The organism is Amycolatopsis stemonae (assembly GCF_054781455.1).
The window spans coordinates 998518-1010615 of sequence record NZ_BAAGUJ010000001.1 but is presented as its reverse complement, the minus strand read 5'-3'; the positions used below and the strand labels follow the sequence as shown (position 1 = coordinate 1010615).

The 12098-nt window shown below is 72.3% G+C and carries 10 protein-coding genes; 3 read left to right on the top strand and 7 right to left on the bottom strand.

Annotated features, from left to right (window positions below):
- Window positions 1–33 precede the first annotated feature (33 nt).
- Window positions 34–1467, bottom strand: a complete 1434-nt coding sequence (locus ACYVLJ_RS05010) for a M1 family metallopeptidase (RefSeq protein ID WP_460437895.1) — start codon at window positions 1465–1467, stop codon at window positions 34–36.
- A gap of 165 nt (window positions 1468–1632) precedes the next feature.
- On the opposite strand from ACYVLJ_RS05010, the gene ACYVLJ_RS05005 reads away from it, so the two are divergent.
- On the top strand, window positions 1633–4797 hold the full coding sequence (locus ACYVLJ_RS05005) for an ATP-binding protein (RefSeq protein ID WP_460437894.1): 3165 nt from the start codon (window positions 1633–1635) through the stop codon (window positions 4795–4797).
- Between the two features lie 67 nt (window positions 4798–4864).
- On the opposite strand, the gene ACYVLJ_RS05000 is transcribed toward ACYVLJ_RS05005, so the two are convergent.
- A complete protein-coding gene (locus ACYVLJ_RS05000) occupies window positions 4865–5671 on the bottom strand; it encodes an ABC transporter permease (RefSeq protein ID WP_451969229.1) in 807 nt (268 codons plus the stop codon).
- Window positions 5668–6648 carry a DrrA family ABC transporter ATP-binding protein gene (locus tag ACYVLJ_RS04995; protein ID WP_460437893.1) on the bottom strand — a complete coding sequence of 327 codons (981 nt, stop codon included), beginning with the start codon at window positions 6646–6648 and terminating at the stop codon, window positions 5668–5670. The genes ACYVLJ_RS05000 and ACYVLJ_RS04995 overlap by 4 nt, the downstream gene beginning before the upstream one ends.
- A gap of 78 nt (window positions 6649–6726) precedes the next feature.
- On the opposite strand from ACYVLJ_RS04995, the gene ACYVLJ_RS04990 reads away from it, so the two are divergent.
- Window positions 6727–7746, top strand: a complete 1020-nt coding sequence (locus ACYVLJ_RS04990) for an endonuclease/exonuclease/phosphatase family protein (RefSeq protein WP_460437892.1) — start codon at window positions 6727–6729, stop codon at window positions 7744–7746.
- Here ACYVLJ_RS04990 and ACYVLJ_RS04985 read toward each other — a convergent pair.
- From ACYVLJ_RS04985 to ACYVLJ_RS04975, 3 genes are read right to left on the bottom strand one after another with little or no spacing between them, the layout of a single operon-like run.
- On the bottom strand, window positions 7743–8534 hold the full coding sequence (locus ACYVLJ_RS04985; protein WP_460437891.1) for an SIR2 family NAD-dependent protein deacylase: 792 nt from the start codon (window positions 8532–8534) through the stop codon (window positions 7743–7745). The genes ACYVLJ_RS04990 and ACYVLJ_RS04985 overlap by 4 nt on opposite strands.
- A complete protein-coding gene (locus ACYVLJ_RS04980) occupies window positions 8527–8838 on the bottom strand; it encodes an antibiotic biosynthesis monooxygenase family protein (RefSeq protein ID WP_125308236.1) in 312 nt (103 codons plus the stop codon). The genes ACYVLJ_RS04985 and ACYVLJ_RS04980 overlap by 8 nt, the downstream gene beginning before the upstream one ends.
- 46 nt (window positions 8839–8884) lie before the next feature.
- Window positions 8885–10291 (bottom strand): M1 family metallopeptidase, encoded by a 1407-nt coding sequence (locus ACYVLJ_RS04975; protein WP_460437890.1) that lies wholly within the window; start codon window positions 10289–10291, stop codon window positions 8885–8887.
- A 74-nt stretch (window positions 10292–10365) separates the two neighbouring features.
- Between ACYVLJ_RS04975 and ACYVLJ_RS04970 the strand changes: the two genes are divergently transcribed.
- On the top strand, window positions 10366–11112 hold the full coding sequence (locus ACYVLJ_RS04970; protein WP_460437889.1) for an alpha/beta fold hydrolase: 747 nt from the start codon (window positions 10366–10368) through the stop codon (window positions 11110–11112).
- Here ACYVLJ_RS04970 and ACYVLJ_RS04965 read toward each other — a convergent pair.
- On the bottom strand, window positions 11102–12058 hold the full coding sequence (locus tag ACYVLJ_RS04965) for a peptidoglycan recognition protein family protein (RefSeq protein ID WP_460437888.1): 957 nt from the start codon (window positions 12056–12058) through the stop codon (window positions 11102–11104). The two genes, ACYVLJ_RS04970 and ACYVLJ_RS04965, sit on opposite strands and share 11 nt — an antisense overlap.
- Between the last annotated feature and the right edge of the window lie 40 nt (window positions 12059–12098).

Sequence of the window (12098 nt, the reverse complement as noted above, 5' to 3'; positions counted from 1 at the left end):
GAAAGAGCGAGGTGGCCTTCACGAACCTACCCGTCAGGCGGCGGGCTTCAGCCCACCCGGGAACAGGTACTGGTCGGCGGGCTTGCCGGTGCCGTACACCCACGCGTCGAAGAAGCCCTGGAGGTCCTTGTGCGCGACCTTCTCGGTGTACTGCTGGAACTCCTGCATGTTCGCGTTGCCGTTGCGGTGCAGCGCCGGCCAGGTCCTGAGCACCCGGTCGAACGCGGCCTGCCCGACGTAGTTGCGCAGCGCGTGCAGCATCACCGGGCCCTTGGAGTACACGTACGTGAACTCCTTGCCGGGGCCCATGTCGTAGAGCTTGCCGTTCCAGAAGTTCGCCGACGCCTTCTTGACGTCGTCCGCGTACTGCTTGTTCAGGTCGACGCCCTCCTTCGCCTCGTCCCACAGCCATTCGGCGTAGGAGGCGAAGCACTCGTTGAGGCAGACGTCCTTCCAGTGCTCGACCGCCACCGAGTCGCCGTACCACTGGTGGGCGTTCTCGTGGACGATCGTCGGCACCGTGCCGGCCCAGCCCGCGGAGTAGATCGGGCGGCTCATCGTTTCGAGCGAGAAGCCGATCTGCTCGTTGAGGAAGATGCCGCCGGCGGCGTCGATCGGGTACTTGCCGAACTTCGACTCGAGGAAGTCGAGGATCTCCGGCAGCCGGCCCTCGGCCTGCTTGGTCGAGTCCGGGGTGCCCGGGGCGAACGCGCTGACGACCGGGGTGCCGTCCTCGCGCTGCCGGCGGTCGAAGGTCCACTTGTCGATCGCGACCGTCGTCATGTACGGCACGATCGGCGTTTCCTCGGCCCAGAAGTGCGTGGTGCCGCCGCCCGGTGCCTTGACCGACGGCTTCTCGCGGCCGTTCGCGATCACGCCCCACTCGTCGGGCACGGTGATCGCGAGGTGGAACGTCGCCTTGTCGAGCGGGGTGTCGTTGACCGGGTACCAGGTGGTGGCCGACTTCGGCTCCCCGGCGACGAACGCGCCGCCCGCCTGGGCGAACTGCCAGCCGTTGTTGCCGAGCGACGGGTCGCTGATCGGGGCGGGCACGCCGTGGTAGGCGATCTTGACCCCGAAGCGGTCGCCGCGCCGCAACGCCCGCGACGGCGTGATGACCAGCTCGTGGTCGCCGGTCCGGGCGAACTTCGCGTCGCGGCCGTCGACCTCGACCGAGTCGACGGTCAGGCCGTGCAGGTCGAGGTCGAACGAGCTCAGCGACTGCGTGGCCCGGGCGGAGATGTCCTGGAGCCCGGTGAGCTGGTGCGACGCGGGGTCGTAGCCGACCTTCAGGTTGTAGTCGGCGACGTCGTAGCCGCCGTTGCCGTCCTGCGGGTAGTAGCTGTCGCCGGCGCCGTCGCTGCCCGGCTGCGCGCCCCAGTCGTTCCCGGCGGCGGCGACCCCGCCGCTCAGGCAGATGCCGGTGACCAGCGCGGCGGCCAGCACGACCGGTTTCCGTCCCCTCATGAACGCTCCCTGTCCGTCTGGGGTGACCTTGAAACCGCAACGTAGCGCCCGGACCGCGGGCCCTGGCGGGCTGACGTCGCATTTGTCCGGAAAGTCAACACTTCCGTCGGTGCCGGTCCGGCCATCCGCGCCCGGAGCCGTGGCGGGGTCTGGAAAGCTGGATGCATGCGCGTTGCGCTGCTGGGCCCGCTGCGGGCGACCGAGGACGACGGCACCCCGATCGACATCGGCGGTGCCCGCCTCCGCATGCTCTTGGCCAGGCTCGCGCTGGACGCCGGCCGCGCCGTCCCGGCCGACGCGCTCGTCGACGGGCTCTGGGGCGCCGATCCGCCCGCCGACGCCGCCAACGCCCTGCAGTCGCTGGTCTCGCGGCTGCGCAAGGCGCTGCCGGTGGCGGTCGAATCCGGCCCGGGCGGCTACCGGCTCGGGGTCGCCGCCGGCGACGTCGACGCCGACCGGTTCGAACGCCTCGCCGCGGACGGCCGCCGGGAGCTGGCCGCGGGCCGGGACGCGTATGCGGCCGAGCTGCTCACCGAGGCCCTCGCGCTGTGGCAGGGCGGTGCGCTCGCCGATGTCCTCGACGCGCCGTTCGCGGCCGCTCCCGCCCGGCGGCTCGCCGACCTGCGGGCCGAGGCGGCCGAAGACCGGTTCGAGGCCCTGATCCGGCTCGGCGAGCACGTCGGCGTCCTCGCCGACCTGGCCGCCGCGGCCGACGCCGACCCGCTGCGCGAGCGGCTCGCCGGGCCGCGGATCCGCGCGCTGTGCGCGGCCGGGCGCCAGTCGGAGGCGCTGGCCGTCTACGCCGGGATCCGCGCCACCCTGGCCGACCAGCTCGGCGTCGACCCGTCGGCCGAGCTGCAGGAGGTGCACCTGGCCGCGCTGCGCGGGGAGTTCGCGCCGCCGGCGCCGGTGGCCGACCGGCTGCCGACCCGGCTGACGACGTTCATCGGCCGCGACGACGAGCTCAAGCTGCTGGCCGAACTGCTCGGCGGCGCCCGGCTGGTGACGCTGGTCGGTCCCGGCGGCGCGGGCAAGACCCGGCTGGCGACCGAGGCCGCGTCGCGGCACCCGGCACACCGGCGCGGCCGCGTGTGGTTCGTGCCGCTGGCCGGCGTCCGCGACCCCGGCGACGTCGTCGGGGCGGTGCTCGGCGCGCTGGAGGTGCGCGACATCCGCAGCACCGAGACCGAGGTGCGGCGGCGGCCGGACCTGCTGGGCCACGCCGTCGAGGTGCTGGCCGGCGGCGAGGCGCTGCTCGTGCTGGACAACTGCGAGCACGTCGTCGACGCGGCCGCGACGCTGGCCGACGACCTGCTGGGCCGGGTGCCCGGCCTGCGGATCCTCGCGACCAGCCGGGAGCCGCTGGCCATCACGGGCGAGGCGCTCTGCCCGCTCGGGCCGCTGCCCGTGCCCGCCGAGCGCGTGGCGCCCGCCGAAGCCGCCGAGCTGGACTCGACGCGGCTGTTCCTCGACCGGGCGAGCGCGGTCCGGCCCGACTTCGTGCTCGACGAGTCCACTGTGGACGACGTCGGGCAGATCTGCCGCCGGCTCGACGGGATGCCGCTGGCCCTGGAGCTGGCCGCCGCGCGGCTGCGGTCGATGACGCCGGCCCAGATCGCGGCCCGGCTCGACGACCGGTTCCGCCTGCTCACGTCGGGCAGCCGCACGGCGTTGCCGCGGCAGCGGACGCTGCGCGCGGTCGTCGAGTGGAGCTGGGACCTGCTCACCGAGCCGGAGCTGGTGCTCGCGCGGCGGCTCGCGGTGTTCCCCAGCGGCGCGCCGATGGACGCCGTCGAGCGGGTCTGCGCGGACGAGCTGCTGCCGGCCGCGGACGTCCCGTACGTGCTCGGCACCCTCATCGAGAAGTCCATTGTGGACGCCGTGGACCGCGGTGGCGAGCCGCGGTACCGGATGCTCGAGACCCTGCGGGCCTACGCCGGTGAGCGGCTGGCCGAGTCGGGCGAGCGGGACGCGTTCGAGCGGGCGATGGCCCGCTACTACGTCGACCTGGTCGAAGGGGTGGAAGCGTCGCTGCGCACCGCGGCGCAGCTGGCCGCGATCGACCTGTACGAGGCGGAGACGGCCAACCTCACCGGCGCGCTGCGCGCGGCCATCGAGAAGTCCGATGTGGACACTTCGGTGCGGCTGCTGAACGGGATGTTCTGGTACTTCACCATCCTCGGGCAGGGCGAGCGGGCCGAGGAGTTCATCGACTCGGTGCTCGCCTTCGGCGACCGGCTGCCCCCGGATGTCAACGCGGCCTACCGCGCGATCTCGCTGCTGTTCCACCAGGTGCCGACCCGGCTGCCGCTCGCGGACGTCCGCGTGGTGGTCGACGAGTGCGTCCGCACCGGCGCCGCCGGGAAGTACCCGGGGCTGTCCGTGGCGCTGCCGATGCTCGCGTTCCTCGGTGGTGACCACGAGCTGGCGATGCGGGAGGTGCGCCGCGCGCAGGCTTCCGACGACCTCTGGACGCGCTCCGGCGGCCACTGGGTGGAGAGCTTCCTGCGCGAGGACCTCGGCGACATCGAGGCCGCGGACCGGGAGCGGACCCGGGCGCACGACGGCTTCCGCGCGATCGGCGACCGCTGGGGCACGGCGATGACGTTGAGCTTCAAGGCGAACGCGCTTTCGCAGGCCGGCGACGGCGAGCGCGCGATCGAGGTGTACCAGCAGGGGCTCGCGCTGTCGATGGAGCTGCGGTCGCACGAAGACGTCGTCCAGCACTGGTGGCGCCTGGCGGTCGAACGGGCCCGCCTCGGGGACATCGAGGGCGCGTGGCGCGACCAGGAGGCCGCCGAGCGCTACGGGCGGGAGATCGGGAACCCGCAGCAGAAGGCGATCCTGGCGTTCGGCCGGATCGAGCTGTGCCTGCGCAGCGGCCGGCTGGCCGAAGCGCGCGCGGCACTCGACCGGCTCAAGGAGCTCACGTGGGAGGCCGCGTTCCCGGAGGGCATGGGCGAGGAGTGGGTCAGCGCGTTCGAAGGCCGGGTGGCGCTGGCCGAGAACCGGCCGGACGCGGCCGAGGCGCACGTGGTCAAGGCCATCCGCGCGACGCGGGACCGCGGTGACATGCCGGATCTCGCCGGCGCCGTGGAGCTCCTGGCCCTGGTGCGCGACCGGCAGGGCCGGTTCGAGGAGTCGGCGCGCCTGCTGGGCACGTCGGCGCTGATCCGCGGCCGGTTCGACCTCGGCAACCCGGACGTGCGCGAGCTGATCGCCGACCTGCGCGCGCGGCTTTCCGACACGAAGTACGACCAGGTGGTCGCGGCGGTGCGCGCGATGTCCAAAGAGGACGCCATCGCGGAGATGTACACCGCGATCGGCTGAAGGGGACGCCCGCGCGGACGTCCCCTTCAGCTCCCCCTGGCGCGGGTCACCCCCGTGTCCTCGCGCCTCACACCCGCCGGCGGTACGCCCACGTGGCCAGCGGGAAGAACACGATGACCGCACCGGCCATCCAGGCCAGCGCCCCGGCCAGCGGCCCGGCGACGGCGCCGCCGTTCATCAGGCCGCGCAGCGCGTTCGCCATCAGGCTGACCGGGCTGATGTCGGCCCACGCCCGCAGCCAGCCCGGCATCGTGGACGTCTGGACGAACACGTTGCTGCCGAACGTCAGCGGCATGATGAAGACGAACATGAGCGCCTGCGCCGAACCCGGCGACTTCATCAGCATGCCGACGAACACCGAGCCCCAGCAGAAGCAGAGCCCGAACGCCAGCGCCAGCAGGATCGCCACGGCGAACTCGCCGGGGCTGGTCGCGATGCGGTAGCCCATGATCGTCGCGACGACCATCAGCACGGTCAGGCAGACGACGTAGCGGACGACGTCGGCGAGCACCGCGCCGACCAGCGGTGCCGACCGGGCGATCGGCATGCTGCGGAACCGGTCGAACACGCCCTTGGTGATGTCGGTGTTGAGGTTCGTGCCCACGGTCAGGCACGCCTGCAGGATGTTCATCACGATGATGCCCGGGACGACCATCTGCAGGTAGGCGTCGGTCGAGCCGGACAGCGCGCCGCCGAACAGGTACACGAACATCACCAGGAAGATGATCGGCATCAGGGTGACGTCGGCGAGCTGTTCGGGGTTCTTGCGGATCTTCAGGATGCCGCGCCAGGCCAGCGAAAGCGCGTGGCCGAAGCCCTTGGCGGGGCTGATGTGCCGCGGCGGGGCCGGGCGGTCGAGCGCCAGCGTCGTCATGCCAGGCTCCCTTCGAGGTCGCGGGTGTCCTCAGTGGACTCTTCGGCGGTGTGCCCGGTCAGGGCGAGGAAGACCTCGTCGAGACTGGGCAGACGCAGCGCCAGCTCGTCCGCGGTGATCCCGGCTTCGTCGAGCTTGCGGACCAGGGTGGACAGCAGCACCGGGTCGTTGACCGGCGCGGTGAGCAGCCCGCTCGAGTCGTCGCGGGTCGGCTGGACGCCGGAGAGGTCGCCGAGGATCCGGTTGACGGCGTCCATGTCGGACAGCTGGGTCGGCCGGACCTGCAGCGTCTGCCCGCCGACGCGGCGCTTCAGCTCGTCGGCGCGGCCGTCGGCGACGACGCGGCCGTGGTCGAACACGGTGATCTTGTCGGCCAGCTGGTCGGCTTCTTCGAGGTACTGCGTGGTCAGCAGGACCGTCGCGCCCTCGGCGACGAGGGTGCGGACGACCTCCCAGACCTCGTTGCGGGCGTGCGGGTCGAGGCCGGTGGTCGGTTCGTCGAGGTAGAGCACCTCGGGCCGGCCGACGAGGCTGGCGGCGAGGTCGAGACGCCGTCGCATGCCGCCCGAGTAGGTCCGGATGGGCCGCTTCGCCGCGCCGGTGAGCTCGAACCGCTCGATGAGCTCGGCGGCGCGGGTCTTCGAGTGGGCGCGGGAGTAGCCGTACAACCGTCCGATGAGGACCAGGTTCTCGATGCCGTTGAGGTCCTCGTCGACCGAGGCGTACTGCCCGGTCAGCCCGATCAGGCTGCGGACCCGGACCGGGTCGGTGACGACGTCGTAGCCGCCGACGGTCGCTCTGCCCGCGTCGGGTTTCATCAGCGTAGCCAGGATGCGGACGGCGGTGGTCTTGCCCGCGCCGTTCGGGCCGAGCACGCCCACGACCTGGCCGAAGGGGACCTCGAGGTCCACTCCATCCAGGGCCTTGGTGTCCCCGAAGTGTTTGACAAGGCCCTCGGCCTGGATTGCGTGTGCCATGCCGTCACTGTGGACGGCCGGCCTGGCAACCCGCGCACAGCGCGCTGGCAGGCGCTGGCAGCGGCTGGTGGAGATCTTGTGGAGGTGTTGTCGGCGCCCGGGCCCCGCGCCCGGCTCGTGGGCATACTCGGCAGCATGACCGTTGCGGAAGAGAAGCGCGTCCGGCGGAAGAACCCGCTGGTCACGGCCCTGCTGGTGGTGCCGCTGGTGCTCCTGGCGAGCGTGGTCGTGCTGCGCCTGATCGGCTACGACGGCGGCTGGTACACGCTCGTGGCGCTGGCTTTGACGCCGTACGTCGCGGTCGCGGGCCTGCTGCTCGGCGGCCTGTCCCTGGCGTTGCGGCGCTGGTGGGCCGGCGGCGTCGCGCTGGTGCTGGCGATCGTGCCGGCCGTCCTGGTGCTGCCGCGGCTCTCGGCGGGCGAACAGCGCGACGTGCACGGCAAGACACTGCGCGTGCTCGCCTCGAACCTGCGCTACGGCCAAGGGGACCCGAAGACCGTCGTCGACCTGGTGCGCGAGCAGCGGATCGACGTGCTGAACCTGGTCGAGCTGACGCCCCGCGCGGTCGAGGGCCTGACCGCCGCCGGGCTGTTCGAGACGTTGCCGTACCAGGTGCTGCACCCCGCCGGGGGCGCGTCCGGCTCGGGGATCGTGTCGCGCTTCCCGCTGACGGAGGTCAACTTGACGGGTGATTCCGCGGCGAAGCAGCCGGGCGCCCAGGCCGACCTCGGCGACGGCGTGGTGCTCGAGATCGTCGCCGTCCACCCGATCTCCCCGGACGTCGACACCCCGCAGTGGGAGAGCGAGCTCAAGGACCTCTCCCGCGCGGCCGGCGAGCACGGCCTGCGCATCCTGGCGGGTGACTTCAACGCGACGCTCGACCACGCGGCGTTCCGCACGGTCCTCTACCGCGGCTACACCGACGCGGCGGAAGACCGCGGTGAAGCGCTGGTGCCGACGTGGCCGGCCGACCACACCCCGGTGGTCACGATCGACCACGTCGTCGTCGACAACCGGGCGGCGGTGCGCGATTACGGGGTGTTCGACGTCCCGGGCAGCGACCACCGCGCGGTGTTCGCCGAAGTCCAGTTGCCCTAGGCGAGGAGCGCGGTCAGCGTGTCCAGCGCCCCGGCGGCGATGGACACGCCGCGGCCGTGGCGGATCTCGGGCTCGCGCGGGTTGATCCGGATCAGAGTCCCGGTCGCCGCGCTGGCCAGCTCGGCGTAGCGGCGGACCGTCGGGACCGCCTGGCCCGCGCCCAGCTCGACCACCACGAGGTCACGCGCGGTGCGGCGCCACGCCGTCAGCTCGTCGAGCTGGGCCTGGCTGCGGTCCGGCACCCACGAGAAGTCGCCGAACATCAGGATGTTGGGCCGCGCGAGGCCGCCGCAGCGGGGGCACGAGGGCAGCGGCGGCACCGCGCGCATCGTCTCCTCGTCGAGGGCCACTTCGACGTCGGCGGGCCAGATGTCGCCGGTGCAGCCGGCCAGGCACTGGAGGTGGTGGATCGAGCCGTGCGCCTCGGCGACGTGCCCGAAGCCGGCCTTCTGGAACTGTCCATCCACATTGGACGTGAAGACGCGCACGGACGGGGCGGAGCCGAGCAGCAGGCGGAAACCCTCGTGCGGCACCGTCTTCCGGTACAGCGAAAGCCGGTGGCCGTAGAAACCCCAGGCGAGCCCGGGATCGTCGGCGAAGTGCCGCGGGTCGGCCAGTTCCTCGAACCGCAGCCCGAGCCGGGCGTAGGGCGGGTACGCGCGCCAGAACCCCTCGCCGCCGCGGAAGTCCGGCAGCCCGGAGTCGACGCCCATCCCGGCGCCGGCGCAGATCAGCAGCGCGCCGGCGCCGTGCAGGAGCTCCGCGGCCCGGTCGAGCGCGTCACTCACCCGGCTGCGAACCGAGGACGACCTCGAACTCCAGCAGGTTCGCCCCGGTGGACACGGGCTTGGCGCGCTCGCCCGAGTGCGCGGCCGCGGCCGGGCCGCCCTTCGCCCACGCCTGGTAGGCCTCCTCGGTCTCCCACTTCGTGTACACGAAGTAGCGCGTCTCGCCGGAGACCGGCCGCAGCAGCTCGAACCCGAGGAACCCGGGCTGCTGGTCGACGGCGTGCAGCCGCGCGGCGAACCGCTTCTCCAGCTCGGGGCCGGCGCCTTCGGGGACCTCGATCGCGTTGATCTTCACGACACTCATGCGTCCCAGCCTAGTTGGCCGGGCCCGGTGCTCCGTGCCGGACAGCTCAGCTGCGCAGGGAGCCCGGGAAGAGGTCGGCGTCCGCCGGGAGCGTGGTCCCCCGGAACCACTCGTCGAAGAACGGCTTCAGGTTCTGGCCGCTGACCTGCGCCACCGTCGTCTCGAAGTCGGTCCAGGTCGCGTTGCCGTGGCGGTAGCGGGCCGGCCAGGCCTTCAGGAGGCGGTCGAACGCCGGGTCGCCGATCCGGCGGCGCAACGCGTGCAGCGCCAGGATGCCCTTGTTGTAGACGCCCTCGAACTCGTGGCCGTGGCCCATGCCGACCAGCTTCTGGCCCCAGAAGTCCGCGCTGCCGCGGGTGATTTCGATGGCCGCGCGGTAGCGGTCGTCCAGGCTCTGGCCTTCGCGCTCGGCCCACAGCCACTGCGCGTACGACGCGAAGCACTCGTTCAGGCAGATGTCGGACCAGTTCTCGAGCGACACCGAGTCGCCGAACCACTCGTGGGCGTTCTCGTGCACCAGGGTCGGCAGGTCGGCCCACTTCGCGTACGTCGGCCGGGTCTGCGTCTCCAGCGAGAAGTGGACGTCTTCGTTCAGGAAGATCCCGCCGGCCGCCGACTGCGGGTACGGCCCGAACTTGCCGCTCAGGAACCCGAGCACCTCCGGCAGCCGGTCGCCGATCGCGCGGTGGGACTCGGCGCCGGGCGCGTACGTCGAGACGACCGGGGTGCCGTCCGGCAAAGTCGACCTGTCGACGCTGAACTTGCCGATCGCGATCGTCGTCAGGTAGCTCGCGACCGGGTTCGGCTCGGTCCACGTCCCCGGCGGGCCCTCGCGGCCGTTCGAGATCACCGTCCAGCCCGCCGGGACGTGCGCGGTCACCGTGAAGGTGGCCTTGTCGCGCGGGGTCTCGTTCACGGGGAACCAGAACGCCGCCGAGTGCGGCTCGCCGACCATGTACGCGCCGCCGTCGGCCGAGTGCTGCCAGCCGTTCTCGCTGCCGCCGTCGTGCGGGGTCTTCGCCGGGTCGCCGCCGTAGCGCACCCGCGTGCGGAACGTCGTCCCGGCGCGGATCGGCGACGGTGGCGTGATCACCAGCTCGAACGCCTTCTCGCGCGTGAAGTGCGCCGGCTTCCCGTCGACCTCGACGCTGTGCACGTCCAGGCCGCGCAGGTCGAGGTCGAACCGGCCGAGGTCCTCGGTGGCTTTGGCGGTCACCGTCGTGTCGCCGTCGAGGTGCCCGCTCGGCGGGTCGTAGCTCACGCCGACCTGGTAGCCGAGGGCGTCGTAGCCGCCGTTGCCGTCGTCCGGGTAATACGGATCACCGGCGCCGGCGGCGCCCGCGACCGGGTGCATGGGCGGCGGCTGCGGCGCCCCCGAGACGGCGTCGCCGCTGCAGGCCGCGGCGACGATCACCGCGGCGCAGACGGCGAGGACAGCGAGTCGGCGGCGCATACGACCACCATAGGTGATGGAGCGCGATCACTTCGTCACGTTCCGGAACAGGGCTTTTGTGGTTAGGTGGCCGCGTGCTCTGTTTCGGCGGCAGCGGCGTGCCGATCGTTCTGCTCCACGGTCTGATGGGCCGGGCGCGGACGTGGTGGCGGGTCGCGGAGTGGCTCCGGCCCTACGGCGCGGTGTACGGCCTGGACGCGCGCGGCCACGGCAGCGCGCCGCGCACCGGGCCGTGGACGACCGAGCGGTTCACCGAGGACGTCGCCGCGGCGCTGCGGACCCTCGACGGCGGCCCGGCCGTGCTGATCGGGCATTCGATGGGCGGGCTGCACGCGTGGGCGACCGCCGCGCGCCACCCCGAGCTGGTGCGCGCGGTCGTGTCCGAGGACTTCGCGCCGGACCAGCGCGGCCGGACCGTCGAGACGTGGCGCGGGTACTTCGAGAGCTGGCCGGTGCCGTTCGAGTCCCTGGACCACGTGCGCGAGTTCTTCGGCGACGCGGGCGAGTACTTCGCGGACTGCGTCGAGGAACGTTCCGACGGGTTTCACCTGGTCGCCGACCTCGAAGACCTGTACGTCATCGCGGCGGAGTGGGGCCGGCGGGACTACTGGGACGTCGTCGACGCGATCCGCTGCCCGCTGCTGCTCGTCGAGGGCGAGCACACCGCGATGCCGCCCGGCCAGCAGGCCGAAGTCGCGGCGCGGGTCGACGGCGCGAAGCACCTCGTGGTGCCGGGCTCGGCGCACCTGCCGCACGACGAGGCCCCGGAGATCTACCGGGGCGCCGTCGAAGCGTTCCTGAGCCAGGTCCTCACGCGCTAGCGAGGTCCGCCCGCCACGCCGCCGTGGAGCGGTCCGACGGCACGATCAGCGGCCAGACGTCCGCGCCGAGGAAGCCGGTCTCTTCGGTCACCTTGGCCGCGGTGCACGTGTCGCGGGGCAGCCCGGCCTGGACCGCCAGCGCGGCCACGGCGTCCTTTGTGGACTGCCCGAAGACGCCGTCGGCCGGCACGCCGAACCCCGACGCCCGCAGGAACCGCTGGGCCTGCTGCACCTGACGGCCCGTGTCGCCCGGCTTCAGCAGCGGCCACTCGGCTTCGGCGCGCGCGACCGAGACACCGAGGACGCGGCCCACCGCCGTCCGCAGCTCCGGCAGCCGGTCGTAGAGCACCTGGCCGGGGCACTCGGTCGAGTTGAAGTCGCGGTGGCCCTTGATGAACTCGGGCGAAATGCCGTATTGGTGCGCGATGTAGGCGACCAGGTTGACCAGCGAGTTCCACAGCGCCGGCGGCACGTCGACGGTGCTGTACATGCCTTCGTTCTCGATGCCGATGACCTCGCTGTTGTGGTTGCCCACGTTCGCGCCCTGCACGTGCTGCGTGCCGCCGCGCAGGATCTCGAGGCTGCGGTGCCTGCCCTCGGTGACGAACCCGCCGCGGCTGTTCGTGAACTGCTGGCCGCTGTCGATCCAGCCGTTCTTGTCCATGTGCAGGTTCTGGATGAACTTCGCGACGTAGAAGGCGCGAGACAGCGAGAAGTCGTCGTTCATCGGCGGATCGACCGCGTGGTGCACGACGATGTAGGTGGGTTTGTGGTTCTCCACGACGATGGTGCCGGCCGGGGGCCGGGCGCCCCACTCCGAGCAGCCGTGGATCGTCGGTGTCGGCACGGCCGCGGCGGCCGTCCCCGTGATCGTCATCCCCAGTGCGCCGGCCGCGGTCGCGGTCGCCCCCGCCTTGAGCAGGGTCCGGCGGTCAACTTCGACCATTCGGAAAAGGTAGCTCCGGACCGCGCCGATGACAACTATT

Excerpts from the sequence above, each read along its gene's own strand:
- ACYVLJ_RS05010 (WP_460437895.1), bottom strand. The coding sequence starts at position 1,467 with ATGAGGGGACGGAAACCGGTCGTGCTGGCCGCCGCGCTGGTCACCGGC.
- ACYVLJ_RS05005 (WP_460437894.1), top strand. The coding sequence starts at position 1,633 with ATGCGCGTTGCGCTGCTGGGCCCGCTGCGGGCGACCGAGGACGACGGC.
- ACYVLJ_RS05000 (WP_451969229.1), bottom strand. The coding sequence starts at position 5,671 with ATGACGACGCTGGCGCTCGACCGCCCGGCCCCGCCGCGGCACATCAGC.
- ACYVLJ_RS04995 (WP_460437893.1), bottom strand. The coding sequence starts at position 6,648 with ATGGCACACGCAATCCAGGCCGAGGGCCTTGTCAAACACTTCGGGGAC.
- ACYVLJ_RS04980 (WP_125308236.1), bottom strand. The coding sequence starts at position 8,838 with ATGAGTGTCGTGAAGATCAACGCGATCGAGGTCCCCGAAGGCGCCGGC.
- ACYVLJ_RS04975 (WP_460437890.1), bottom strand. The coding sequence starts at position 10,291 with ATGCGCCGCCGACTCGCTGTCCTCGCCGTCTGCGCCGCGGTGATCGTC.
- ACYVLJ_RS04965 (WP_460437888.1), bottom strand. The coding sequence starts at position 12,058 with ATGGTCGAAGTTGACCGCCGGACCCTGCTCAAGGCGGGGGCGACCGCG.